We start from the raw sequence: 22,985 nt of genomic DNA, 5'->3' as shown, positions 1-22,985 counted from the left end.
AGGGATGGAACACACCTCGCTTCTCGAACGCATCCTGCGCGGCGTGGCGCTCACGCTGGTGGTCATCTTCTTCATGTTCCCGATCGCCTGGATCTTCATGATGTCGTTCCAGACCAACGAGACGATCCTGCGCATCCCGCCGCAGCTGATCTTCGAGCCGACGCTCGCCAACTACACGGCGCTGATCACCGGCAAGCTGGTGACGGCGGCCGGCACGCTCGACATCGCCTTCATGCGCAACCTTTGGAATTCGGTGTTCCTGTCGGTCACCTCGGTTGCCGTCTCGCTGCTGCTTGGCGTGCCCGCGGCCTATGCTTTCGCCCGCCACAAATTCCGCGGCTCGGAGGACATCGCCTTCACGCTGCTGTCGTTCCGCTTCGCGCCGGCGCTGCTGGTGCTGTTGCCGCTCACCCTCTATTTCCAGAAGCTTGGACTGGCTAACACCTATATCGGGCTGATCTGGGTCTACCAGCTGATCTGCCTGCCGCTCATCCTGTGGATCGTGCGCGGCTATTTCGAGGACATCCCGGCCGACATCGAATACGCCTATCGGATCGGAGGCCATTCCTGGTTCGCCACCTTCCGCAAGATCGCGCTGCCGCTGGCCGGGCCGGGCATCGCCGCCGCCGGCCTGCTCGCCTTCATCTTCGCCTGGAACAATTTCGTCTTTGCGCTGGTGCTCGCCTCCGCCGACAAGCAGCCGGTGACGGTCGGCGCACTGGCCTTCATCACCTCGTCCGGCATTCAATACGGCCAGATCTCGGCCGCGATCGTGCTGTCGATCACGCCGACGCTGGCGCTTGCGCTCTACGCGCAGCGCTATCTCGTCGAAGGCCTGTCGCTCGGCGCCGTGAAAGGGTAGCTCCGATGGCCAGCCTCGAACTGAAAAATGTCGTAAAGCGCTACAAGAGCCAGACGGTCCTCGACAATCTGTCGCTGACCGTCGCCGACGGCGAAACGCTGGTGCTGTTCGGTCCGTCCGGCGCCGGCAAGACGGTGCTACTGCGCATGGTTGCCGGCGTCATCGACCCCGACGAGGGCAAGATCCTCATCGGCGGCGAGGTCATGACCGATGTCGATGCCGAGTTCCGCGGCGTCGGCATGGCGTTCCAGAATTTCGCGCTGTTCCCGCATATGAGCGCCTTCGACAACATCGCCACGCCGCTCGAGGCCAGGCACTCCTCGCAAGGCACTATCAAGGCCGGCGTCGAGAGCGTCGCCAAGTTGCTCAAGATCGACCATGTGCTGAGCCACAAGCCACGCGCGCTCTCCAACGGCCAGAAGCAGCGCACTGCGCTAGCCCGCGCCCTGGTCGGCTCGCCGCCAATTCTCCTGCTCGACGATCCCTTGCGCAACGTCGATGCCAAACTGCGCTTCGAGATGCGGCTTGAACTGCCGCGGCTCCTGCATGACCGCGGCGCGACCGTCGTCTACGTCACCCAGGACTACAAGGAGGCGATGGCGCTCGGCAACCGCATCGCGGTGATGTCGCAAGGCGTCATCCGCCAGCTCGGCACGCCCGAGCAGATCTATCGCGAGCCGGCCAATGTCGAGATCGCCAGGCTGTTCGGCGATCCGACCATCAATTTGCTCGACGTCAAGCCGGCCCGCGACGCCAAGGGCATCTATGTCGGCCTGTCGAACGTCCAGGTCCATCTCGCCGGCGCCTATGAGGCGGCGGTCGGGCGCGACTGCGTCATCGGCCTGCGGCCCGAGGCGCTGAGCTTCGTCGGCGAGGCCACGCCCGGCGCCGTTCCGGTGACCGTCGAGGCCGAGACGCCGCTCAACGAAAAGATCGTCACCTTGGTGCGTACCGTGCGCGGCCGCGAGATCCTGGTCTCGCGCCCGGCTGGAACGCCGGGCCAGACCGAGGGCAAGGCGCATATCGCCGTCGACAGCAAGAGCGCGCTGCTGTTCGATCATGCGAGCGGCGAGCGCATCGGCGCCAATAGGGTCGTCAATTTGCGCAGCGGAGAAGCGGCATGAGCGCCAGCGCCCTCACCATTTCCGGCGTCGACAAATTCTACGGCCCGATCGACCGCGGCGTGCATGCGGTGAAGAACCTGACGATCGGGATCGCCAAGGGCGAGATCGTGGCGCTGCTCGGCTCGTCGGGCTGCGGCAAGACCTCGACGCTGCGCATGATCGCTGGCTTCGAGGAGGTTTCGCGTGGCGAGATCGCCGTCGCCGGCCGCAAGGTGCACACACTGGCGCCGGTCAAGCGCAACGTGGCGATGGCCTTCGAGGGCTACTCCCTCTATCCGCCGCTCACCGTGCGCGAGAACATGGCCTTCGCGCTGAAGGCGGCGCGGCTTTCGAAGAGCGATGTCGACGCCAAGGTCGCCAGCATCGCCAAGCTGCTCGAGATTGAGGACATCCTCGAGCGCTATCCGAGCTCGATCTCCGGCGGCCAGCAGCAGCGCGCCAGCCTCGGCCGGGCGCTGATCCGCAACGCCGACCTGCACCTGCTCGACGAGCCGATGGGCCAGCTCGAGCCGCAGCTGCGCGCCGTGCTGCGCGGCCGTATCAAGCACTTCATCAAGGAGCGCGGCCTGACCGCGATCCTCGTCACCCACGACCAGACCGAGGCGAACGCCCTCGCCGACCGCATCGCGGTGATGGAAGGCGGCGTGCTGCAGCAGTTCGACACGCCCGACATGATCAAGCGGCGGCCGGCGAACCTGTTCACCGGCACCTTCGTCGGCGAGCCGCCGATGAATGTCTTCGAGGCCTTCGTCGGCACGGCCGCCGGCAAGATCAGCCTGAGGCTGCCCGACGGCTTGTCGCTCGACTACGACAAGGACGCCTTCAGCGGCCCGGTGCGCGACCAACTGCTTGCCCGCGAGCGCGTCGTCATCGGCGTCAGGCCCTATGCGGTACGCCGCTCGAAGGACGGCGTGCCGGCCACCGTCTCGGCCAACCAATGGCTTGGTGACCAGACCCATATCGCCGCCGATTTCGCCGGCGGCTCGCTGGTGCTGGTCGAGCATGACCGCACCCGCCTCGAGCTAGGGGCGCCGATCAATGTCAGCATCGACCCGAAGAACCTGCACGTCTTCGACCAGGCGGACGGCAGGGCGATTTCGCACGGGATGGAGCTTGCCTGATGCGGGATGTGCTGATCGGCATCGACGCCGGCACGTCTGTCATCAAGTCCGTCGCTTTCGACAAGGCGGGCCGGCAGATCGCGGCCACCGCGCTGCCGAACCGCTACGAGACGCTGCCGGGCGGTGGCGCCGAACAGGACCTGGCGCGCACCTGGGCCGATACGGCGGTCACGCTTCGCCAGCTGGCCGACAAGGTGCCGGACCTCGCTAACCGGGTAATCACCATCGCGGTGACTGGGCAGGGCGACGGCACGTGGCTGATCGACAAGGCCGGCGAGCCAGTCGCCAAAGGCTGGCTGTGGCTCGACGCGCGCGCCGCCAGGGAGGTCGAGGAGATCCGCGCCCGGCCGGAGGACCGACTGCGCTTCGAAAAGACCGGCAGCGGGCTTGCCGCCTGCCAGCAGGGATCGCAGTTCGTCTTCATGAAACGAAACATGCCGGCAATGCTTGCCAGCGCCGCGACGGCATTCCATTGCAAGGACTGGCTCTATTTCAAGCTGACCGGCGAGCGCGCCACCGACCCTTCGGAAGGGACCTTCACCTTCGGCGATTTCCGCACGCGCGATTACTCCGACGATGTGCTCGACGTGCTCGGCGTCGCCGACCTCCGGCATTTGCTGCCGCCGATCGTCGACGGCACCAGGCAAAGCGCCGCCCTGTCCAAGGCGGCGGCCGATGCCAGCGGGCTGATCGCCGGCACGCCGGTCGTACTCGCCTATGTCGACGTCGCCTGCACCGCGCTCGGCGCCGGCCTGTTCGACCGCCAGCGCAAGCCCGGCTGTTCCATCATTGGCTCCACCGGCATGCACATGCGCCTTGCCGAGACCCCGGACGAGGTGCTCCTGAACGAGGCCAAGACCGGCTACACCATGACCATGCCGGCGCCCGGCGTCTTCGCGCAGATGCAGTCGAACATGGCGGCGACGCTCAACATCGACTGGGTGCTAGGGCTCGCCTCCGGCATCCTTGCCGCGCAAGGCATCTCGCGCTCGAATGGCGAGATGATCGCGCTGGTCGACGGCTGGATATCGTCGTCGAAGCCGGCTTCGCTGATCTACCAGCCCTATGTGTCGGAGGCCGGCGAGCGGGGTCCGTTCGTCGATGCCAATGCAAGGGCGGGCTTCGTCGGCATTTCCTCGCGCCACGGCTATGCCGACATGGTGCGCGCCGTTTTCGAGGGGCTGGCCTTCGCTTCGCGCGATTGTTACGCCGCCATGGGCTCGCTGCCGCGAGAGATCCGCCTCACCGGCGGCGCGGCGCGCAGCCCGGCCCTGCGCAAGATCCTCGGCGCCGCCGTCGGCGCCGCGACGCGCACCAGCGAGCGCGAGGAGGCGGGCGCCGCGGGTGCCGCCATGATCGCGGCGGTCTGCGTCGGCCTCTACCGGTCGATGGACGATTGCGTCGCCGAATGGGTCACGCCTCTGCTCGGCAAGGCCGAGCCGAGCGACCCGCAACTCGCCGCCATCTACGACAGGATGGCGCCATCCTACACATTGGCGCGCGAGGCGTTGCGTCCGGTCTGGCGGTCGATGGCCGCGGCGAAGGCAAATTGAGAAAGTCGAGCATGCATAGAAAAATTGCGATCATCGGCGACCGTTTCATGCTCCCGGAGGTCTTTCGGATTGAGATCGAGAAGGCCTGCGGCAACAGCCTCGACATCCGCACGCTGGAAACCGCGTGGCCCGACGAGCCGATGGAGTTCGGCAACACCGCGCTCGGCCTCGACAAGGTAAAGGAGTATTTCGGCCATCCGGACGAGGTGGTCGATTTTGTCGGCGATGCCGAGATCCTGGTGACCCAGCTCGCTCCGCTCTCGGATGGAATGATGCGGCGCCTTCCGGCGTTGAAACTGGTCGCTGTGTCGCGCGGCGGACCGATCAACATCGACATGGCGGCCGCCAAGGCTCACGACATCCGCGTCGTCAACGTTCCCGGCCGCAATGCGAGCGCGGTGGCCGAATTCACCATCGGCGCCATCCTCGCCGAGACGCGGCTGATCCGCGTCGGCCACGAGGCCTTGCGCAAGGGCGAATGGCGCGGCGATCTCTATCGCGCCGACCGCACCGGCCGCGAGCTCAGCGAGATGACCGTCGGTGTCGTCGGCTACGGCAATATCGGCACCAAAGTGGTGCGCCTCCTGCGCGCCTTCGGCTGCCGCGTCCTGGTCTCGGACCCCTATGTGCAGCTGAGCGCGGACGACCGCAATGCCGGCATTGAACTGGTCGCTCTCGACGATCTTCTGTCGCGCTCCGACGTGGTCACCCTGCATTCCCGGGTGACCGTGGAAACCCGCGGCCTGATCAACACGGAGACCATCGCCAGCATGAAGCCCGGCGTGATCTTCATCAACACCGCGCGCGGGCCGCTGGTCGACTATGACGCCCTTTACGAGGCGCTGGTCTCCGGCCATATCGCCAGCGCCATGCTGGAAACCTTCGCGATCGAACCGGTGCCTTCGGATTGGCCGCTGCTGCAGCTGCCGAATGTGACGCTCACCCCGCATATCGCTGGCGCCTCGGTGCGCACCGTCACCTACGCGGCCGAGCAGGCGGCCGAGGAAGTGCGCCGCTATCTTGCCGGCCTGCCGCCGGTCAATCCGTGCTGAGTGCCATGAAGCGTTGCGTAGAGGGTTCGGCGAGATGAGCGGTGACGGCGACATTGTCGACCTTTTCGTCATCGGCGGCGGCGTCAACGGCGCCGGCATCGCGCGCGACGCCGCCGGCCGTGGCCTGTCCGTCATCCTGTGCGAGAAGGACGATCTCGCCGAAGGCACCAGCTCGCGTTCGGGCAAGCTGGTTCATGGCGGCCTGCGCTATCTCGAATATTACGAGTTCCGCTTGGTGCGCGAGGCGCTGATCGAGCGCGAGGTGCTCCTGGAATCCGCGCCCCACATCATCTGGCCGATGCGCTTCGTGCTGCCGCACAGCCCCGACGACCGCCCTGCCTGGCTGGTCCGCATCGGCCTCTTCCTCTACGACCATCTCGGCGGCCGCAAGCGGCTGCCACCCACCCGCACGCTGAACCTGCGCACGGCGCCGGAGGGCGCGCCGATCAAGGACGCTTTCATGCGTGGTTTCGAATATTCCGACTGCTGGGTCGACGATGCCCGCCTCGTCGTCATCAATGCGCTGGACGCGGCCGAGCGCGGGGCGAAGGTCTTCACCCGCACCGCTTGCACCGCCGCCCGTCGCGACAAGGGCCTGTGGTCGGTCGAGATGCGCGACGGCAGGACCGGCGTGAAGACCACGGTCCGGGCAAAGGCGCTGATCAATGCCGCCGGCCCCTGGGTCAACGATGTCGTCAACCGCGTCGCCGGGCAGAACTCCAAGCGCAATGTCCGCCTGGTCAAGGGCAGCCACATCGTCGTGCCGAAATTCTGGGAGGGGCGGCAGGCCTATCTCGTCCAGAACAACGACAAGCGCGTCATCTTCATCAATCCCTATCAGAACGACCTGGCGCTGATCGGCACCACCGACATTCCCTATGAAGGGCGCCCGGAAGACGTGGCGGCGGAGGAGAGCGAGATCGACTACCTGATCAAGGCCATCAACCGCTACTTCAAGCGCGGCCTGACGCGCGGCGACGTCGTCTACTCGTTCTCCGGCGTCAGGCCGCTTTATGACGACAATGCCGACAATCCGAGCGCGGTGACGCGCGACTATATTTTCGAGCTGGACGCGCCGACCGGGCAGGCGCCGCTGCTCTCCGTCTTCGGCGGCAAGATCACCACCTTCCGCAAGCTCGCCGAGCACGCGCTCGACCGCATCCAGCCGTTCTTTCCGAGAATGGGCAAGGCGTGGACTTCCGCTGCGCATCTGCCGGGCGGCGACATCGCCAATGCCGACTTCGAGCAGTTCCTCGGCGACCTCGGCCGCGACTACCCCTGGATGCCGGCCTCGCTGCTCAAGCATTATGGCCGGCTCTATGGCACGCGGACACGCGCTCTGGTCGGCAATGCCGGATCGCTCGACCAGCTCGGGCGGCACTTTGGCAGGGATTTCTTCGAGCGCGAGGCGAGCTACCTGTTCGAGCATGAGTGGGCGTCGACCGCCGCCGACATCCTCGACCGCCGCACCAAGCACGGTCTGCATCTCTCGGCCGCTGAGAGAGGCACCTTCGAGGACTGGTGCGCGAACCGATTGGCAAAGGCCGGCTGATGGCAGAACGCAATGATCACGATGCCGCCGAATTGCAGGCGTTGCGCGTCCTGTCGGCCAGTGTCGGCGCCGATCCTCTGCTGGTCCAGGGCGCCGGTGGCAACACCTCGCTCAAGCAAGCCGGTGTGCTGTGGATCAAGGCCTCCGGCACCTGGCTGATGAACGCGGCCAGCAACGACATCATGGTCCCGGTGGCGCTGGCGCCCTTGCTCGATGCCGTCGCGCGCAACGACCCGGCGGCCGAGAAGGCCGCCGTGTTCACGCTTGCCGAGCTCAACCCGCACCAGTTGCGCCCGTCCATTGAGACGACGGTGCATGCATTGCTGCCGCAAAAGGTCGTCGTCCATGTCCACTGCGTCGAGACCATCGCGATCGCCGTCCAGGCCAATGCCGAGGCGCTGCTGGAGGAACGACTGCGCGGCCTCGACTGGGCCTTCGTGCCCTATCGCCGGCCGGGCCTGCCGCTGGCGCAAGGCATCGCCGAACGGCTGAAGCCGGGCACCGACGTGCTCGTGCTCGGCAACCATGGGCTGGTGGTCGCGGCCGAGACGGTCACCGAGGCAAACCTATTGCTGCGGCGCGTCACTGGCCTGCTTGCCCGCGCGCCGCGCAAGGTGCCTGCGCCCGACATCGACGCGCTGATCAGGCTCGCCATGGGTAGTGCCTACCGCCTTCCGGTCGCGATCGAGGCGCACGCCGCCGCCACCGATCTCGCCAGTTGCCGGATCGCCGCCTCGGGCAGTCTCTACCCGGACCACGTGATCTTTCTCGGCATCGGCTCGGCGATCGCCGGTCCGAACGAGAATGCCGCCGCCGTGGTGGCGCGGACAACGGCTGCCGGGCAGCCGGCTCCAGCCTCCATCCTCTTCCCCGGCAAGGGCATACTGATGCGCCGGGATGCCAATGCCGGCGCCGAGGCGATGGCGCGCTGCCTCGCCGATGTCGTCATCCGCGTCGATCCGACGGCGCGCGTCAACTATCTCAGCATCGAGGAGAATGCCGAGCTCCTGAACTGGGACGCCGAGAAATACCGCCAGGAGCTCAACCGGCGCGCCGGCAGCGTGCTGCAATGATTGCGCTTCATGCCGGCGGTTCGGGTGCGTGCGCCATCGGTCGTCACGCTGTCGGGCAGGCCTGAACAGGAGTCTGGAATTTGGCCTTCACGCTCTCCCTCAACACCAACCCGCTGGTCAACCGCTTTGCCGATCCGGACGACCTGATCGACGCCATCGCCTATGACATCGGCATAAGGGACGTCCAGCTCACACATGAATTCGTCAATCCCGGCTGGCCGGCGGCGACGATCGCCAAGTTCGTCCGGCTGTTCCAGGCAGCACTTGCCCGCACCGGCGTGCGCATCACCTCTGGCATGACCGGCCCCTATGGCCGGCTCAACCATTTCGGCCATCCCGATGCCGAGGTGCGCCGCTACTATGTAGACTGGTTCAAGACCTTCGCCGCCATTTCGGCCGAGCTTGGCGCCAGCGGCATCGGCACGCAGTTCGCGATCTTCACCCACAAGGATTACGACGACCCTGAGCGCCGCGCCCGGCTGCTCGACATCGCGATGGAATGCTGGCGTGAGGTCGCCGATCATGCCAAGGCGGCCGGCCTGACCTACCTGTTCTGGGAGCCGATGTCGGTCGGCCGCGAGTTCGGCCATACCATCGAAAGCTGCCGCGCGCTGCACGGCGAGATCGAAGCTGCGGGCCTCGCCATCCCGTTGAAGATGATGGTCGACATCGACCATGGCGACGTCACCTCCAGCAATCCCGCCGACATCGACCCCTATGCCTGGGCCGAGGCTTTCCCGAAAGAATCGCCGATCATCCACATCAAGCAGTCGTCGATGAACAAGGGCGGCCACTGGCCCTTCACCGCCGCCTACAACAGGGATGGCCGTATCACGCCGGAGAAATTCCTGGAGACGGTGCGGCGCGGCGGCGGCACCGACAACGAGATCTGCCTGGAACTGTCCTTCCGCGAGCGCGAGCCGGTCGACCACCAGGTCGTCGCAATGATCCGCGAATCCGTCGACTACTGGGCGCCGTTCATCGACGCCGGACGATCGGATCTGTCGCGGCAGGCAAAGTAAATGGGCGCGAGCCGCTGTGGCTCACGCCCTTTGAACCGGGTCGGAACAGACCTCAGCCGAACTTCGGATCGAGGCTGCCCGCCTTGTAGCGCTTGGCCATGTCCGACAGCGGGATCGGCTTGATCTTCGGCGCGTTGCCGGCAGTGCCGAACTGCTCGAAGCGCTCCTTGCAGAGCTTCTTCATCGCGGCCATCGCCGGCGTCAGGTACTTGCGCGGGTCGAATTCCGACGGGTTCTCGGTCAGCACCTTGCGGATCGCGCCGGTCAGCGCCATGCGGTTGTCGGTGTCGATGTTGATCTTGCGCACGCCGTGCTTGATGCCGCGCTGGATCTCCTCGACCGGAACGCCCCAGGTCGGCTTCATCTGGCCGCCATATTTGTTGATGATCTCCTGCAGTTCTTCGGGCACCGACGACGAGCCATGCATGACCAGATGCATGTTGGGCAGGCGGCGATGGATCTCCTCGATCACGTTCATCGCCAGCACCGCGCCGTCCGGCTTGCGCGAGAATTTGTAGGCGCCGTGGCTGGTGCCCATGGCCACCGCCAGCGCGTCGACATGCGTGTCCTTGACGAACTCCACCGCCTGTTCCGGGTCGGTCAGGAGCTGGTCGTGGCTGATTGCGCCTTCGACGCCGTGGCCGTCTTCCTGCTCGCCGCCGCCGCTTTCCAGCGAGCCGAGCACGCCGATCTCGCCTTCGACCGAGACGCCGCCCCAATGCGCCATGTCGACGACGCGGCGCGTGATGCCGGAATTGTAGGCGTAGTCGGCCGGCGACTTTCCGTCTTCCTTGAGCGAGCCGTCCATCATCACCGAGGTGAAGCCGTACTGGATCGCGGTGACGCAGGTCGCTTCGTTGTTGCCGTGGTCGAGATGCATGCAGACCGGGATGTCGGGGTGGATTTCGACCAGCGCGTCGATCAGCTTGGCCAGCACCACGTCATTGGCATAGGCGCGCGCGCCGCGGCTGGCCTGCAGGATGACCGGCGACTTGGTCTCCTCGGCCGCCTCCATGATGGCGAGGCCCTGTTCCATGTTGTTCATGTTGAAGGCCGGCACGCCATAGCCGTGTTCGGCGGCATGGTCGAGCAATTGTCTCAGTGTGATGCGAGCCACCCAATAGTCTCCCGTAACTGGTTTCGAATTCGGTTGCTGGCTGTTCGACCGTCGTCCAGCCCGCCGATGCTTCTGGCCGGAATCCCGGCGGACCGCAACCGTCCGGCGCGTCGCAGGGAGCAATTCTTGTTACAGGTCGGCAATCTCCGGCAAAGGAAAATCCCACGCCATTGTCACATTATCACAGATATTGTGATATGAATGCGATATCTGTTGTTATATATGGAAGAGCGACCAAGGCGCCCGGACGCTCGGAGGAACCGCGGAGTGAAGAGCGACAGCCGCCGGCAAGGCGTCATGGATTTCCTGATGGAGGCCGGCACCGCCTCCGTCGAGGATCTCGCCGCGCGCTTCGGCGTCTCGAAGATGACCGTTCATCGCGACCTCGACGAGCTGGAGGAGAACGGCTTCCTCCGCAAGGTGCGAGGCGGCGCCTCGATCCAACCGAGCGGCCTGTTCGAGAGCGATTTCCGCTACCGGCAAAAGCAGGCGGTCGGTGAGAAGCTGCGCCTTGCCGCCGCCGCCGTCGCCATGATCGAGCCGGGGCAGACGGTGATTATCGATGACGGCTCGACGGCGGGCGGCATCGCCGGGCACCTCGCCGATCTTCGCCCGCTGACGGTGATCTCCAACAATCTCGCCGTCATCCAGGATCTCGCCGGTGTCGGCGGCATCACGCTGATCGCGCTCGGCGGCCAGTACAGCAAGAAGTTCCACGGCTTCTTCGGCCTGCTCGCCGAGGAGACGCTGAAATCGCTGCGTGCCGACGTCGCCTTCCTGTCGTCGTCGGCCATCCACGGCAGCTCGGCCTTCCACCAGGACCAAGAGGTGGTGCAGACCAAGCGCCTGATGATGGCGGCGGCGGGGCGCAAATATCTGCTGGTCGATCACGGCAAGTTCGGCCGCACGGCGCTGCATTTTCTCACCGACCTCAAGGCGTTCGACGCGGTCTTCACCGGCAGCGAACTCGGCCAGCCCGTGCGTGACGAGCTGGAAGCCACAGGGGTTTCACTGACGGTTGTCGACGGCAAGGAATAGGGGAGTGGTACGCGTGGTCTACTGGGTCGGTACAAGCTGGAAGATGAACAAGACGCTCGCCGAGGCGCTCGCTTTCGCCAAGGCGCTGGCCGGCTTCGCGCCGGGGTTCGACCAGCGCATCCAGCCCTTCGTCATTCCGCCCTTCACGGCGGTGCGCGAGGTCAAGCAGGCGCTGGCATCGACGCGCATCAAGGTCGGTGCCCAGAACATGCATTGGGCCGATGCCGGCGCCTGGACCGGCGAGATATCGCCGCTGATGCTCGGCGATTGCGGCCTCGACCTGGTCGAGCTCGGCCACAGCGAGCGGCGCCAGCATTTCGGCGAGACCGACCACACGGTCGGCCTGAAGACGGCGGCGGCGGTCAGGCACGGGCTGATCCCGCTGATCTGCGTCGGCGAGACGCTCGCCGAGCGGGAGAGCGGCAAGGCCGATGCCGTGTTGACCGCGCAGGTCGAGGGCGCGCTGCAATTCCTCGAAGGCGAGGCGAGGGGAGCAAAAATCCTGTTCGCCTATGAGCCCGTCTGGGCGATCGGTGACAAGGGCATTCCGGCCAGCTCCGACTATGCCGACAGGCAACAGGCGCTGATCAAAACGGTTGCCGGCGGCCTGCTGCCTTCGGTGCCGCCGGTGCTCTACGGCGGCAGCGTCAACCCCGGCAACGCGGCCGAGCTGATCGGCCAACCAAACATTGACGGCCTCTTCATCGGCCGCTCCGCCTGGCGGGCGCAAGGCTACATCGACATCCTCCAGCGCGCCTCAGCCGCGATCTGACATCATTCGAACAGGAAAGGACAAGATCATGCGAATAGCCATTGGAGCGGACAGCGCCGGCAAGCCCTTGCTCGACGTCATCGCCGCCCACCTCGCCACCAAATCCGGCCTCAGCGTCAGCGACCTCAGCCAGGCCGGCTACTATGCCGATCTGTCGCAAAAGCTCGCCCAGACCATCGTCGACGGCGAGAACGATCGCGGCATCCTGTTCTGCGGCACCGGCATCGGCGTCTCGATCTCGGCCAACAAGGTGCCGGGCATCCGCGCCGCACTCACCCACGACACCTATTCGGCCGAGCGCGCGGCGAAATCCAACAACGCCCAGATCATCACCATGGGCGCCCGCGTCATCGGTCCGGAGCTCGCCAAGGCGATCGTCGATACCTGGCTCGCCTCGGAATTCGACGAGAAGGGGCCGTCGGCCGGCAATGTTCAGGCGATCAACCGTTTGGATGCAGCCAAGGCCTAATTGAGACTGCTTCGCATCGCGCCGATGACGGTGACGGCCGAGGCAGCACCCGGGTCGATATGGCCGAGCGAACGCTCGCCGAGCCGCGAGGATCGGCCCTTGGCCGCGATCATGTCCTTGGTCGCTTCGGCGCCGCTTTCGGCGGCGGTCAGCGCGGCCTGCAGGCTCTCGGCCAGGCTTTTGCCCGCGGCGTGCGCGGCGGCGGCCGCCTCGGCCGCCGGCTGCCAGGCGTCGATCATCGTCTTTTCGCCGATTTCGGCCTTGCCGCGATCCTTGATGCCTTGCGCCATCGCCTGGACCATGGCGATGACATCGTCTGCCGCCAGCGTCGCCTTGCCTTTGACGGCGGCGGCGGCGCGCATCAAGGCGGTCGCATAAAGCGGGCCCGACGAGGCGCCGACGGCGTTGAGGAAGGATTTCGCCGCAGTGTTGAGCAGCGCCGTCGGCTCGATCGCCACAAGATCGAGCGCGGCGAGCGCATCGCGCGCGGCATTGAAGCCGAGCGCCATAGCGATGCCGTGGTCGGCGTCGCCGATGACGCCGTCGAGTTGGCAGAGCCTGTCCTTATCGGCCTCGATCGCCGCGGCGATGGCGTCGAACATTCTCTTCAGCTCTGCCGTTCCGATGGCGGTCATGGAAATTCCCTCAGCCGGCGCGGAACATGGCGCAATCGCACGGATGGTCGAGCAGGGTCTGCAGCTCGCCGTCGAGATGCTCCAGCGTCAGCGAGGCGCCGGCCATTTCCAGCGAGGTGCAGTAATTGCCGACCCAGGTCGCATGCACCGAGACGCCGATGTCGTCGAGCCGCTGCTTGACGCGCCGGTTCATGATGTAGAGCTCCATCAACGGCGTCGAGCCGAGCGAGTTGACCAGCACCGCGACCTTGTCGCCACGCGACGGCGCCATCTCGGCAATGATCCTGTCCAGCATCTCGTCGGTGATCTCGTCAGCGGTCCTGAGCTTGCCGCGCGCGATGCCGGGCTCGCCATGGATGCCCATGCCGATCTCCATCTCGTCGGCGCCGATCTCGAAGTTCGGCCGCCGCGTCTGCGGCAGCGAGCAGGGCGACAGCGCCACGCCCATAGTGAAGGTGTGGTCGTTGGCCTTCCTGGCGATGCGCTCGACTTCGTCGAAGGAGAGCATGCGGTCGCAGGCCGCGCCCGCCGCCTTGAAGATGAAGAAATTGCCGGCGACGCCGCGCCGCTTGCCCCGCTGGTCGCGCGGCGCAGAGGCCACGTCGTCGGTGGTCAGCACCGTGCGCACCTCGATGTCGTCCATCGCCGCCATCTCGGCCGCCATGTCGAAATTCATCACGTCGCCGGCATAGTTGCCGTACATGAACAGGACGCCAGCGCCGCGGCTCACCGCCTTGGCGCATTCGAGGATCGGGTCCGGCGGCGGCGAGGCAAAGACATTGCCGACCGCCGCGGCATCCGCCAGCCCCTTGCCGACGAAGCCGAGAAAGGTCGGCTCGTGGCCCGAGCCGCCGCCGATGACCAGCCCGACCTTGCCTGGCCGTGGCCCGTCGCGGGCGATGATCGAGCGCGGGCTGCCGTCCACGCTCCTGAGGTGGCGAGGATGCGCGGCCAGTATTCCTTCCAGCATCTCGTCGACGGAACGGTTGCCGTCGTTGATGATCTTCTTGGTCTGCACCGGCATGCTCCCGATCTCGGTTTTTTCGCGATATTAGAGGCTGTTACCGGGATTGCCACCCCGGCAACCGCGCCTCAAGCCGCGATCTTTTCCCGCGCCGCACTTATCTCAACGCAGGCCTTGGCCGCTTCCTTGCCCTTGACCTGGAAGTGCTCGAAGAAGAAGCGGTGGTGCTCGGCGCTGTCGTGATAATTGTGCGGCGTCAGCACCGCCGAAAGCACCGGCACGCCGGTCGCGAGCTGCACGGTCATCATGCCGTCGAGGACGGCGCCGGCGACGAAATCGTGCCGGTAGATGCCGCCATTGACGACGAAGGCGGTGCCGAGGATCGCGGCATAGCGGCCGGTCTCGGCGAGGGTCTTGGCATGCAATGGGATCTCGTAGGCGCCGGGCACGTCGAAGACATCGACGGCGAAGCGGCCGCCGCCGAGAACGGCAAGCTCCGCCTCGAACGCAGTGACGCACTGGTCGACGATGTCGGCATGCCAGCGCGCCCGAATGACGGCGACGCGAACGATTTCATAGTCTTTTGGGGAATGCTGATTCATGGGTCCATCCTTCCGTTTCGAACCAGAATCAGGACGCACGATACGAAAACCCGGCCCGCGCGAGCGGCCCGTCCTTCCGTTCGTTCTCTTTCATCCGGACTGTGACCGTCGGCTCCGGAATCACACCGGATCTGCTGACCTTCCCTTCCGGGAAGCGCTCGCGGGCTTGAGCCGAGGCTCTTACCGCCGGTGGGGACTTTCACCCCGCCCTGAGAACTTTAACGGTGAAGCTATGGAGGGGGAGGGCGGCGCTGTCAATTAGCGCCGTCGCCGCAGCTGCCAATCTTCCTCCTTGTGGCTAACCACGCTCCGGGAACATCGCCTTCAGCCCCTCGCGCGAGGCCTTGGCGACCCCGCGCTCGGTGATCAGGCCGGTGACAAGCCGCGCCGGCGTGACGTCGAAGGCCGGGTTTGCCGCGGGCGTCGCTTCCGGCGAGACGCGCACCTGCGCGATCTCGCCCTTGGCGTTCTTGCCCCAGACCAGCGACACCTCGTCGCCGGAGCGCTCCTCGATCGGGATTTCCGCAAGCCCGTCGCCCACCGTCCAGTCGATGGTCGGAGAGGGCAGCGCGACATAGAACGGCACGTCGTTGTCGGAAGCGGCGAGCGCCTTGAGATAGGTGCCGATCTTGTTGCAGACGTCGCCGTCCGCGGTGGTGCGGTCGGTGCCGACGATCACCATGTCGATCTGGCGACGCTGCATCAGATGGCCGCCGGCATTGTCGACGATCAGCGTGTGCGGCACGCCGTGGCCGGCCATCTCCCAGGCGGTCAGCTGGGCGCCCTGATTGCGCGGCCTGGTCTCGTCGACATAGACATGGACCGGAATGCCGGCCTCGGTTGCCAGATATATTGGCGCGGTTGCGGTGCCGTAATCGACCGTCGCCAGCCAGCCGGCGTTGCAATGGGTCAGGATGTTGACCGTCTCTCCCGGTGCTTTTCGCGCCGCGATTTGCTTGATGATGGCAAGCCCGTTCTCGCCGATGGCGCGGTTCAGCCCGACATCCTCGTCCGCGATCTCGGCGGCGCGCCGATAGGCGGCCCCGGCCCGCTCGGCCGGCGGCAGCGGCTTCAGAACCCGCCGCATCTCGTCAAGCGCCCAGCGCAGGTTGATCGCCGTCGGGCGTGTCGCGTGCAGTGTCTCCCAGACGGCGTCGAGCGCCGCATCCGACGGGTCGTTTTCCATCTGGATGGCGACGCCATAGGCGGCGGTGACGCCGATCAGCGGCGCGCCGCGCACCCACATGTCGCGGATCGCGGTGGCGATACCGGCAACGGTGCCGATCGTCTCGATGCGGAACTCATGCGGCAGCCAGCGCTGGTCGATGATCTCGACCGAGCGGCCGTCATCGCTCAGCCAGATGGTGCGGTAGTGGCGGTCGCCGACGTTCAAAGGCTGCTCTCCTGTTCGATCAGCGCGGCCAGGCTGTTGACCTCGTCGATGCTGTAAATCTGGCGCCGGTTGACGGCGAGATGGCGGCCGAACTTCAGTGCCTTTGCTTCGCATGTGGCGCGCAGATCCTGATCGGCAATGGCATCGAAATCGGCATTGTGGGCGAGGCCGAGGATGCGCCGGTGCACCTCGATGCCGGCAAAGCCGAGCAGGTCGGTCCAGATCGAGTGCAGCATGTGGTCGAGCGCCTGCTCGGCGCCGAGCAGATCGCCTTGATCCTCGAACAGGCTTCTGTGGTAGAGCATGCCGGTGCGCTCGGTCCGCCACAGATGCGAGAACTCGGCGCGGAACACGGCCCAGGTTTCGTCGGTGACCCCGAGCAGGTAGGCGCGCATGGCGTCGCGCCTGCCTTTGTCTTCATGGCCGCGCTGCGAGAAGAATGACATCCAGAAATTGGCGAGCAGCATGCCAACGTCGAAGGCGATCGGGCCATAGAAGGCGAACTCCGGATCGATCATCCGGGTTTCGGTATCGGTGACCATGATCGAGCCGGAATGCAGGTCGCCATGCAAGAGCGTCTCGGCGTTGGCGGCGAACAGATGTTTCAGCCGCTGCGCCTCGACCTTGAGGTCGCGGTCGGCGCGCAGCTCGGCGACCAGGCCGTCGAGCTGCGGCGACGTATGCCGGTTCAGCTTGGCGTCGAAATAGGGATCGGTGAACACCAGGTCCTCGGTGATGCCGCATAGCTCGACATTGTCGGCGAACAGCGCCAAATCGGCTTTGCGGTCCTTGGTCGGCATATGCAGGTCGGAGCCGCGGAACAGGGTGCGGGCCATGAACAGGCCGATGTCGCGGGCGATGTTCGGCAGTTGCCGGCCTTCGATCAGCGCCCGCCGCAGGATGATGTGCGGCGGCGCCAGATATTCCATGACGATCAGCGCCTGGGCCTCGTCGAAATGGTGGATCGACGGCACCGAGCCGGGCGCTCGGCGCTCCTGCCTGGTCAGCGCGTGATACTCGAAGAAGGAGCGCTTCAGCGGCAGCGGCCAGCTGTCGCCGACCAGCCGCACATAGGGCAGGGCCTGCTTGACGACGACCGCGCCTTCGTCGCCCTCGACGATAAACACCAGGTTGAGATTGCCGTCGCCGACCTCACGCACCTTCCAGCGCCGGGCATCCTTGCCGATCTGCGCGGTGACGGCCTCATTGGCGCCGAGGCGCGCCGGCAGCGTTTCGACCGATAGTGCTTCGAACGGCAGTTTCTGCGTCATCATCATCCTCTCGCTTATGCGCTCCGAACATAAAGGAGGCATGGCGGCGGGGCCAAGCTAGGAAGCATGCTGGCAATTGTCAATCGTGTTGACAATTGCCGATATAGCCCATAGCGTCGGGGTCAGGGAGGAATGAATGGGCACTGGTGCCGTGTTCCGCGTGGACGGCCTAAGGAAGTCCTTTGGCCATATCGAGGTGCTTGGCGGCATCTCGCTCGACTTGCATGCGGGCGAAGTCACCGTGCTGATGGGCGCCAACGGCGCCGGCAAATCCACCCTGGTCAAGATCGTCAGCGGCGTCTACGAGCTCGGCGGCGGCACGATGCATCTCGCCGGCGAGGACTTCGCGCCGAACACGCCGGCCGAGGCGATCCGCGCCGGCGTCGTCACCGTGCATCAGAACATCAATGACGGCGTCGTCGCCGACCTCGACGTCGCCACCAATCTGACGCTGGACCGCCTGAGCGGCAGCGGCGTGCCGACCTTCTTCAATGCCGGCCGGGTGCGCCGCGAGGCCAGGGCCGTCGCCGATCGCATGGGGCTCGCCATCGACCTCAAGGCCCGGGTCAGCGATCTCTCGCTGGCAGACCGGCAGATGGTGGCGATCGCGCGGGCCATGGCGCACCGGCCGAAAGTGCTGATCCTCGACGAGCCGACCTCGTCGCTGTCCAGCGCCGAGGCCGACCGGCTGTTCCAGCTCATCGACCGGCTGCGCGAGCAAGCGGTGGCGATCCTCTACATCTCGCATCGCATGTCCGACATCCGCCGGCTCGCCGACCGCATCGTCTCGATGCGCGACGGCGTGGTGAGCGGCCTGTTCGACACCAAGCCGCTCGACTATGAGGGCGCCGTCAACGCCATGCTCGGCCGCAAGATCCATCTCGACCTGGTGGTCGCGAGAAGCTCGGCGCGCGCTGTCTTCAACACGGAAGGCCTGCGGATCGCGCAAGGGTCGAAGCCGATCTCGATGACGCTCGGCGCCGGCGAGGTGGTCGCGATCACCGGCTTGGTCGGCGTCGGCAAGACGGCGCTGGCCGAAACCCTGTTCGGTGTGCGCCGGCCGCTGTCCGGAACCATGACCATGGACGGCAAGCCCTATGCGCCGGCATCGGCAGGCGAGGCGATCGCGGCCGGCGTTTTCCTTGTTGCCAAGGACCGCGTCACCAGCGGCATCGTCGGCGGCTTCAACATCGAGCGCAACATCAGCCTGCCGTTCCTCAAGCGCATGTCAGGCTTCGGCATCATGAAGCGGCGCGCCGAACGCATCGTCGCACGCCGGCAGATCGACGAGCTCGCCATCGTCTGCCGTTCGGAGAAGGATGAGCTTTCCGCACTTTCGGGCGGCAATCAGCAGAAGGTGATGGTCGGCCGCTGGATGTCGCAGGATGCAAAACTGTTCATCCTCGACGAACCGTTTCAGGGCGTCGACATCTCGGCCCGGCGCGACATCGCCGCCAAGCTCCGAGCGAGCGCCGACGGCCGCGCCACGCTGCTCTTCGTCACTGAGCTCGACGAGGCGCTGGAGACGGCCGACCGCATCCTGGTCATGTCGGAGCAGACGATCGTCGGCGAACACAGGAACGAAGACATCGATCTCGAGCGGCTGCTTGCCGAAGTGGCGGGCGGCCCGCTGCACAGCGCGGCGTGAGATCATGGACAGGAATGGAGCAGGGATGCGTTGGACTGACATGGCAACGGCGCCGGAGAGCGCTGCATGATGTTGCGTGACCATGCCATCCGCTACGGCTTCATCGTCCTTCTGTTCGGTCTCATCGCCTATTTCGCGGTCGCCGCCGACGGTTTCGTGTCGCCGCAGAGCGCGGTCTTCATCTTCCAGTCCGTCGCCATCACTGGCGTGCTGGCGCTCGGCGTCACGGCTACCTTGGTGGTCGGCGGCTTCGACCTGTCGATCGGCTCGGTGGCCACCAGCGCCATGATGGCGGCCGCCTATGTCATGGTGGTGCTGGAACAGAACGCCGTCGTCGCGGTCGTCGTCTGCCTGCTGATCGGCGCCGCCGTCGGCCTGATCAACGGCTGGCTGATCGTCTACATGCGGGTGCCCGACCTGCTCGCCACGCTCGGCATGATGTTCCTGCTCGTCGGCCTGCAGCGCATCCCAACCGAAGGCCGCTCGATCGCCACCGGCATGACCATGCCCGACGGCTCGGTCGCCAACGGCAAGTTCGGCGAAGCCTTCCTGGCGCTCGGACGCCATCGCTTCGATTTCTTCGTGCCCAACCTCGTTCCGGTGTCGGTCGTGGTGCTGATTGTGCTGGCGCTGCTGATCTGGTTCTTCCTCGAATACACGCGCTTCGGCCGCATGATGTATGCCGTCGGCAGCAATGAGCGCGCGGCCGAACTCGCCGGCGCGCCGGTCAAGGCTTACAAGATCTGGGCCTATGTCATTTCGGGCGTCTTTGCCGCGATCGGCGGCATCCTGCTCGCCGCCCGGCTTGGCCGTGGCGACATTGCCTCAGGCAACAATCTGCTGCTCGACGCGGTGGCGGCCGCGCTCATCGGCTACGCGGTGCTTGGCGCGGCCAAGCCAAACGCCTTCGGCACGGCCGTCGGCGCGGTCTTCGTAGGGGTACTGCTACAGGGCCTGACGATGATGAACGCGCCCTACTACACGCAGGATTTCGTCAAGGGCGGCGTTCTCGTCGTCGCCCTTGTCTTCACCTTCGCCCTTTCCGGCAGGGGCGGGAGATAGGTTCGACCGGTCAAAACAGTGGAGGAAAACGACATGAACATCACAAGAAGACTTCTGGGGAAGGTGGCGCTCGGGCTTGCGGGCGCCACGATGCTGATGCAGGTCCCGGCTCTTGCCGCCGACAGACCGGCGCCGTTCGACAAGCCCGGCGTCAAGATCGCGCTGGTGCGCTATCTGTCGACCGGCGACTTCTTCCAGGCCTATCTCTCGGGCGTCGAGGCGCAGGCCAAGGCGCTTGGCGTCGACCTGCGCGTGCTCGACAGCCGCCAGGACGCCGCCCTTCAGGCCGACATGGTCGACCAGGCCATCGCGCTCGGCGTGCAGGGCATCATCATCCAGCACGGCCTGACGGAATCGATGAAGGATGCCGCGCAGCGCGCGGTCGACGCCGGCATCAAGGTCGTCGCTTTCGACGTCAATGTCGAGAACCCGAAGATCCCGCAGATCGAGCAGTCCGACCGCGACCTTGCCCGTCTCGCGCTAGAGCAGGCGGTCACGGACAATGGCGACAGCTGGACGGCCGGCTATGTCTACGTCGCCGGCATCGCGCCGCTCGACCGCCGCAACGAGACCTGGGTCGACGTGAAGAAGAAGCATACGGGCATCAACGAGGTCGCCATGTTCGGCACGCTCGACAACCCGATTGCCAACTCCGTCGCCAACCAGGCACGCTCGGTGCTGTCGGCGCATCCCGACATAAAGGTAATGTTCGCCCCCTATGACGAATTCGCCAAGGGGGTGAAGATCGCCGTCGACGAGGCGGGTCTGAACAAGGCCGTCAAGATCTACTCGGCCGACATCTCGACCTCTGACATCTCCGCGATGCGCGAGCCGGACAGCGCCTGGGCCGCCACCGCAGCCACCAACCCGGCCGTCGTCGGCCAGGTCTCGGTGCGCGCGCTGGCGCAACTGCTCGCCGGCGAGGATCCCGGCCACAACGTCATCGTGCCGCCGACGCTGATCACCCAGAAGGAGCTCGTCGACAAGGACATCAAGAACATGGAGGACCTGTCGGCCAAGCTGCCGCAGTTCGCCCATGCCGATGTCGCCATGCCGGCCTGGATGCCGAACCCGAACGCCAAGTAGTTCTGGTCTAGGCGCGTCGCCTCTGATGGCATTGATGCGACGCGCTTCCGACTCCCAACTGCTGCACGCTTTTGGCGACATTAGCAACGTTGGCGCCGCCCCTCATCCGCCTGCCGGCACCTTCTCCCCGTAAACGGGGAGAAGAGAGCTGGCCGCGCCCGCAGCGCAATTTTCTGCAACGTTTATGGTTGGCGAAATCGCCGGCGAAGGTGTCCAGCCGATAGATGGGTAACAGTTTGAACCGGATACATAGGTAACAGTTCTCCCCCTATTTGTCCGCTGCAGCGCCAAGCGGATTGGTTAGCGCGGCGCTGCAGCGGACAGGCGTCATACGCCTTGTGTCGATGATGCCGAGCTGGTGTGCATGGAAGGAAAGAGCCCATTGACCATCCTCGGTTTGGGCGGCCGCGACAGCTTCACCAACCAGTGCCTGCGAGACATAGACGAAGCCGCCGTTCCACCTGATCTCGCCATTGTGGCGTACATGACGGACCGCGGCCTCGGCCGGATAATCAGGCTCGGGCGGCATCGTCGGCATGGCGCGCCGGGAGGATCTGTAATGCTGGGCTGGAGTGTCCATGCCTAGCGCCTCATGGGGACGTTCTTCATTGTAGCTGCGCCGGAAGGCCTCGAAGGCGTGGCCCTGGGCCGCCCTGTCGGCCTCCGGTGCCTCGGCCAGCGGCAACAGGGTCAGATGAAAGCGCTCGTGGCGCCCGTTCTGCTGGGGTTTGCCGGGCGCGATCCGCTCCAGGGCGATGCCGAGTTTGATGAAGCGCACCGCAAGCGGTGTCAGCCCGGTGACACCGGCCGACGCGAAGGGCGGGCCATTGTCGCTTCGGAACCGGTCCGGCAGGCCATGCTCCTCAAACAGCCGCTCGAATACCGGCCAGGCCTCGGCATCCGCCGTCGAGCCGGTCGCTTCGAGCGCCAGCAAGTAGCGGCTCGACGCATCCATCACCGTCAACGGTTCGCAACGCCACCCGTCACGGGTCCGGAACCAGCCCTTGTGATCGCCGGTCCACACCGCGTTCGGCCCTTGCGGCTCCGGCCAAGGTCCATTGCCGCAGGCCCGCAGCCGGGTCCGCTTGCGGGCGCTGACAAGCCCATGCCGTGCAAGGATAGCGCCTGCCGTCGAGGCCGACGGCCAGATCAAGTCGGGAGCCGCGCGCTTGAGCCGCGCCACGATCTTCTTGGGCCCCCACAGCGGATGCGTCTCCTTCGCCGCCACGATCCGCTCGACAAGATCAAGGGCTGTCGCACGGCCATGATTGAGCGGCGCTCGCGGCCGATCGTGCAAACCTTCCGGGCCAAACTCCCGGTAGCGACCCAGCCATTTATAGCCGATCTTGCGCGAAATTCCGTAGGCCGCACAAAGCTCGCTCATCGTCTCTTCGCCAGAAAGGCAATCCACTACAAAACGAAGCCGCTCGTCCATGATGCCAGTCTCTCGCCAAACCATCGCCGGGTCCTCCGGCGAGGGAGAAAACTGTCACCTATGCAATCGGTCCATTCTGTTACCTATCTATCCGGTTCGGACAAGCTGTCTTTCTCCCCGTCACTATACGGGGA

The 22,985-nt window shown here is 65.7% G+C and carries 21 protein-coding genes and 1 riboswitch; of the genes, 14 read left to right on the top strand and 7 right to left on the bottom strand.

All coding sequences use genetic code 11. The features are described 5' to 3' along the window. Window positions 1-4: 4 nt before the first annotated feature. From EJ073_RS12910 to EJ073_RS12875, 8 genes are all read left to right on the top strand, one after another. Complete coding sequence (locus EJ073_RS12910) at window positions 5-862, top strand: carbohydrate ABC transporter permease (protein ID WP_126056078.1); 858 nt, start codon at window positions 5-7, stop codon at window positions 860-862. 5 nt (window positions 863-867) lie between these two features. Next, window positions 868-1,986 (top strand): ABC transporter ATP-binding protein, encoded by a 1,119-nt coding sequence (locus EJ073_RS12905; protein ID WP_126056077.1) that lies wholly within the window; start codon window positions 868-870, stop codon window positions 1,984-1,986. Further along, window positions 1,983-3,107: an ABC transporter ATP-binding protein gene (locus EJ073_RS12900; protein WP_126056076.1), complete on the top strand. Its 1,125-nt coding sequence runs from the start codon at window positions 1,983-1,985 to the stop codon at window positions 3,105-3,107. The genes EJ073_RS12905 and EJ073_RS12900 overlap by 4 nt, the downstream gene beginning before the upstream one ends. Beyond that, window positions 3,107-4,660, top strand: a complete 1,554-nt coding sequence (locus tag EJ073_RS12895; protein WP_126056075.1) for an FGGY-family carbohydrate kinase — start codon at window positions 3,107-3,109, stop codon at window positions 4,658-4,660. Before EJ073_RS12900 ends, EJ073_RS12895 begins: the two co-directional genes overlap by 1 nt. Before the next feature lie 11 nt (window positions 4,661-4,671). Then, window positions 4,672-5,712 (top strand): 2-hydroxyacid dehydrogenase, encoded by a 1,041-nt coding sequence (locus EJ073_RS12890; RefSeq protein ID WP_126056074.1) that lies wholly within the window; start codon window positions 4,672-4,674, stop codon window positions 5,710-5,712. Between the two features lie 34 nt (window positions 5,713-5,746). Continuing rightward, entirely contained in the window at window positions 5,747-7,264 is a 1,518-nt protein-coding gene (locus EJ073_RS12885) for a glycerol-3-phosphate dehydrogenase (RefSeq protein WP_126056073.1), read from the top strand. Further along, window positions 7,264-8,337: a class II aldolase/adducin family protein gene (locus EJ073_RS12880; protein ID WP_126056072.1), complete on the top strand. Its 1,074-nt coding sequence runs from the start codon at window positions 7,264-7,266 to the stop codon at window positions 8,335-8,337. Before EJ073_RS12885 ends, EJ073_RS12880 begins: the two co-directional genes overlap by 1 nt. A gap of 80 nt (window positions 8,338-8,417) precedes the next feature. Next, entirely contained in the window at window positions 8,418-9,359 is a 942-nt protein-coding gene (locus tag EJ073_RS12875; RefSeq protein WP_126056071.1) for a TIM barrel protein, read from the top strand. Window positions 9,360-9,411: 52 nt separating this feature from the next. On the opposite strand, the gene fba is transcribed toward EJ073_RS12875, so the two are convergent. Next, entirely contained in the window at window positions 9,412-10,476 is a 1,065-nt protein-coding gene (gene fba / locus EJ073_RS12870; RefSeq protein ID WP_126056070.1) for a class II fructose-bisphosphate aldolase, read from the bottom strand. Window positions 10,477-10,743: 267 nt separating this feature from the next. On the opposite strand from fba, the gene EJ073_RS12865 reads away from it, so the two are divergent. The 3 genes from EJ073_RS12865 to EJ073_RS12855 are packed head-to-tail and all read left to right on the top strand — an operon-like array spanning window position 10,744 to window position 12,755. Then, on the top strand, window positions 10,744-11,514 hold the full coding sequence (locus EJ073_RS12865; RefSeq protein WP_126056069.1) for a DeoR/GlpR family DNA-binding transcription regulator: 771 nt from the start codon (window positions 10,744-10,746) through the stop codon (window positions 11,512-11,514). A 43-nt stretch (window positions 11,515-11,557) separates the two neighbouring features. Continuing rightward, window positions 11,558-12,286: a triose-phosphate isomerase gene (locus EJ073_RS12860; protein ID WP_245455716.1), complete on the top strand. Its 729-nt coding sequence runs from the start codon at window positions 11,558-11,560 to the stop codon at window positions 12,284-12,286. Window positions 12,287-12,314: 28 nt separating this feature from the next. Beyond that, window positions 12,315-12,755, top strand: a complete 441-nt coding sequence (locus EJ073_RS12855; protein ID WP_126056068.1) for an RpiB/LacA/LacB family sugar-phosphate isomerase — start codon at window positions 12,315-12,317, stop codon at window positions 12,753-12,755. On the opposite strand, the gene dhaL is transcribed toward EJ073_RS12855, so the two are convergent. The 5 genes from dhaL to mtnK form a co-directional block, all read right to left on the bottom strand. Beyond that, a complete protein-coding gene (dhaL, locus tag EJ073_RS12850) occupies window positions 12,752-13,390 on the bottom strand; it encodes a dihydroxyacetone kinase subunit DhaL (RefSeq protein WP_126056067.1) in 639 nt (212 codons plus the stop codon). The two genes, EJ073_RS12855 and dhaL, sit on opposite strands and share 4 nt — an antisense overlap. 10 nt (window positions 13,391-13,400) lie before the next feature. Next, complete coding sequence (locus tag EJ073_RS12845; protein WP_190233853.1) at window positions 13,401-14,414, bottom strand: dihydroxyacetone kinase subunit DhaK; 1,014 nt, start codon at window positions 14,412-14,414, stop codon at window positions 13,401-13,403. A 68-nt stretch (window positions 14,415-14,482) separates the two neighbouring features. Next, complete coding sequence (locus tag EJ073_RS12840) at window positions 14,483-14,956, bottom strand: 6,7-dimethyl-8-ribityllumazine synthase (RefSeq protein ID WP_126056065.1); 474 nt, start codon at window positions 14,954-14,956, stop codon at window positions 14,483-14,485. 78 nt (window positions 14,957-15,034) lie between these two features. Then, a riboswitch (FMN riboswitch) is annotated at window positions 15,035-15,177 on the bottom strand. 77 nt (window positions 15,178-15,254) lie between these two features. Next, window positions 15,255-16,349 carry an S-methyl-5-thioribose-1-phosphate isomerase gene (gene mtnA, locus EJ073_RS12835; RefSeq protein ID WP_126056064.1) on the bottom strand — a complete coding sequence of 365 codons (1,095 nt, stop codon included), beginning with the start codon at window positions 16,347-16,349 and terminating at the stop codon, window positions 15,255-15,257. Beyond that, window positions 16,346-17,620 carry an S-methyl-5-thioribose kinase gene (gene mtnK, locus EJ073_RS12830; protein WP_126059195.1) on the bottom strand — a complete coding sequence of 425 codons (1,275 nt, stop codon included), beginning with the start codon at window positions 17,618-17,620 and terminating at the stop codon, window positions 16,346-16,348. Before mtnK ends, mtnA begins: the two co-directional genes overlap by 4 nt. Window positions 17,621-17,756: 136 nt before the next feature. On the opposite strand from mtnK, the gene EJ073_RS12825 reads away from it, so the two are divergent. The 3 genes from EJ073_RS12825 to EJ073_RS12815 all read left to right on the top strand — a co-directional run bounded on the left by EJ073_RS12825 (window position 17,757) and on the right by EJ073_RS12815 (window position 21,416). Beyond that, window positions 17,757-19,268, top strand: a complete 1,512-nt coding sequence (locus EJ073_RS12825; RefSeq protein ID WP_126056063.1) for a sugar ABC transporter ATP-binding protein — start codon at window positions 17,757-17,759, stop codon at window positions 19,266-19,268. 66 nt (window positions 19,269-19,334) lie between these two features. Next, window positions 19,335-20,330, top strand: coding sequence for an ABC transporter permease (locus tag EJ073_RS12820; RefSeq protein ID WP_126056062.1), 996 nt, complete (start codon window positions 19,335-19,337; stop codon window positions 20,328-20,330). Between the two features lie 33 nt (window positions 20,331-20,363). Further along, window positions 20,364-21,416, top strand: a complete 1,053-nt coding sequence (locus EJ073_RS12815) for a substrate-binding domain-containing protein (protein ID WP_126056061.1) — start codon at window positions 20,364-20,366, stop codon at window positions 21,414-21,416. A gap of 268 nt (window positions 21,417-21,684) precedes the next feature. Here the strand turns inward: EJ073_RS12815 and EJ073_RS12810 are convergent, their stop codons facing one another. Then, complete coding sequence (locus tag EJ073_RS12810) at window positions 21,685-22,875, bottom strand: integrase core domain-containing protein (RefSeq protein ID WP_126056060.1); 1,191 nt, start codon at window positions 22,873-22,875, stop codon at window positions 21,685-21,687. Window positions 22,876-22,985 lie beyond the last annotated feature (110 nt).

It is taken from the genome of Mesorhizobium sp. M4B.F.Ca.ET.058.02.1.1 (assembly GCF_003952505.1).
Taxonomy (GTDB): domain Bacteria; phylum Pseudomonadota; class Alphaproteobacteria; order Rhizobiales; family Rhizobiaceae; genus Mesorhizobium.
Note: the sequence above shows the minus strand (reverse complement) of the source record. Positions and strands in the feature narration are given on the sequence as shown.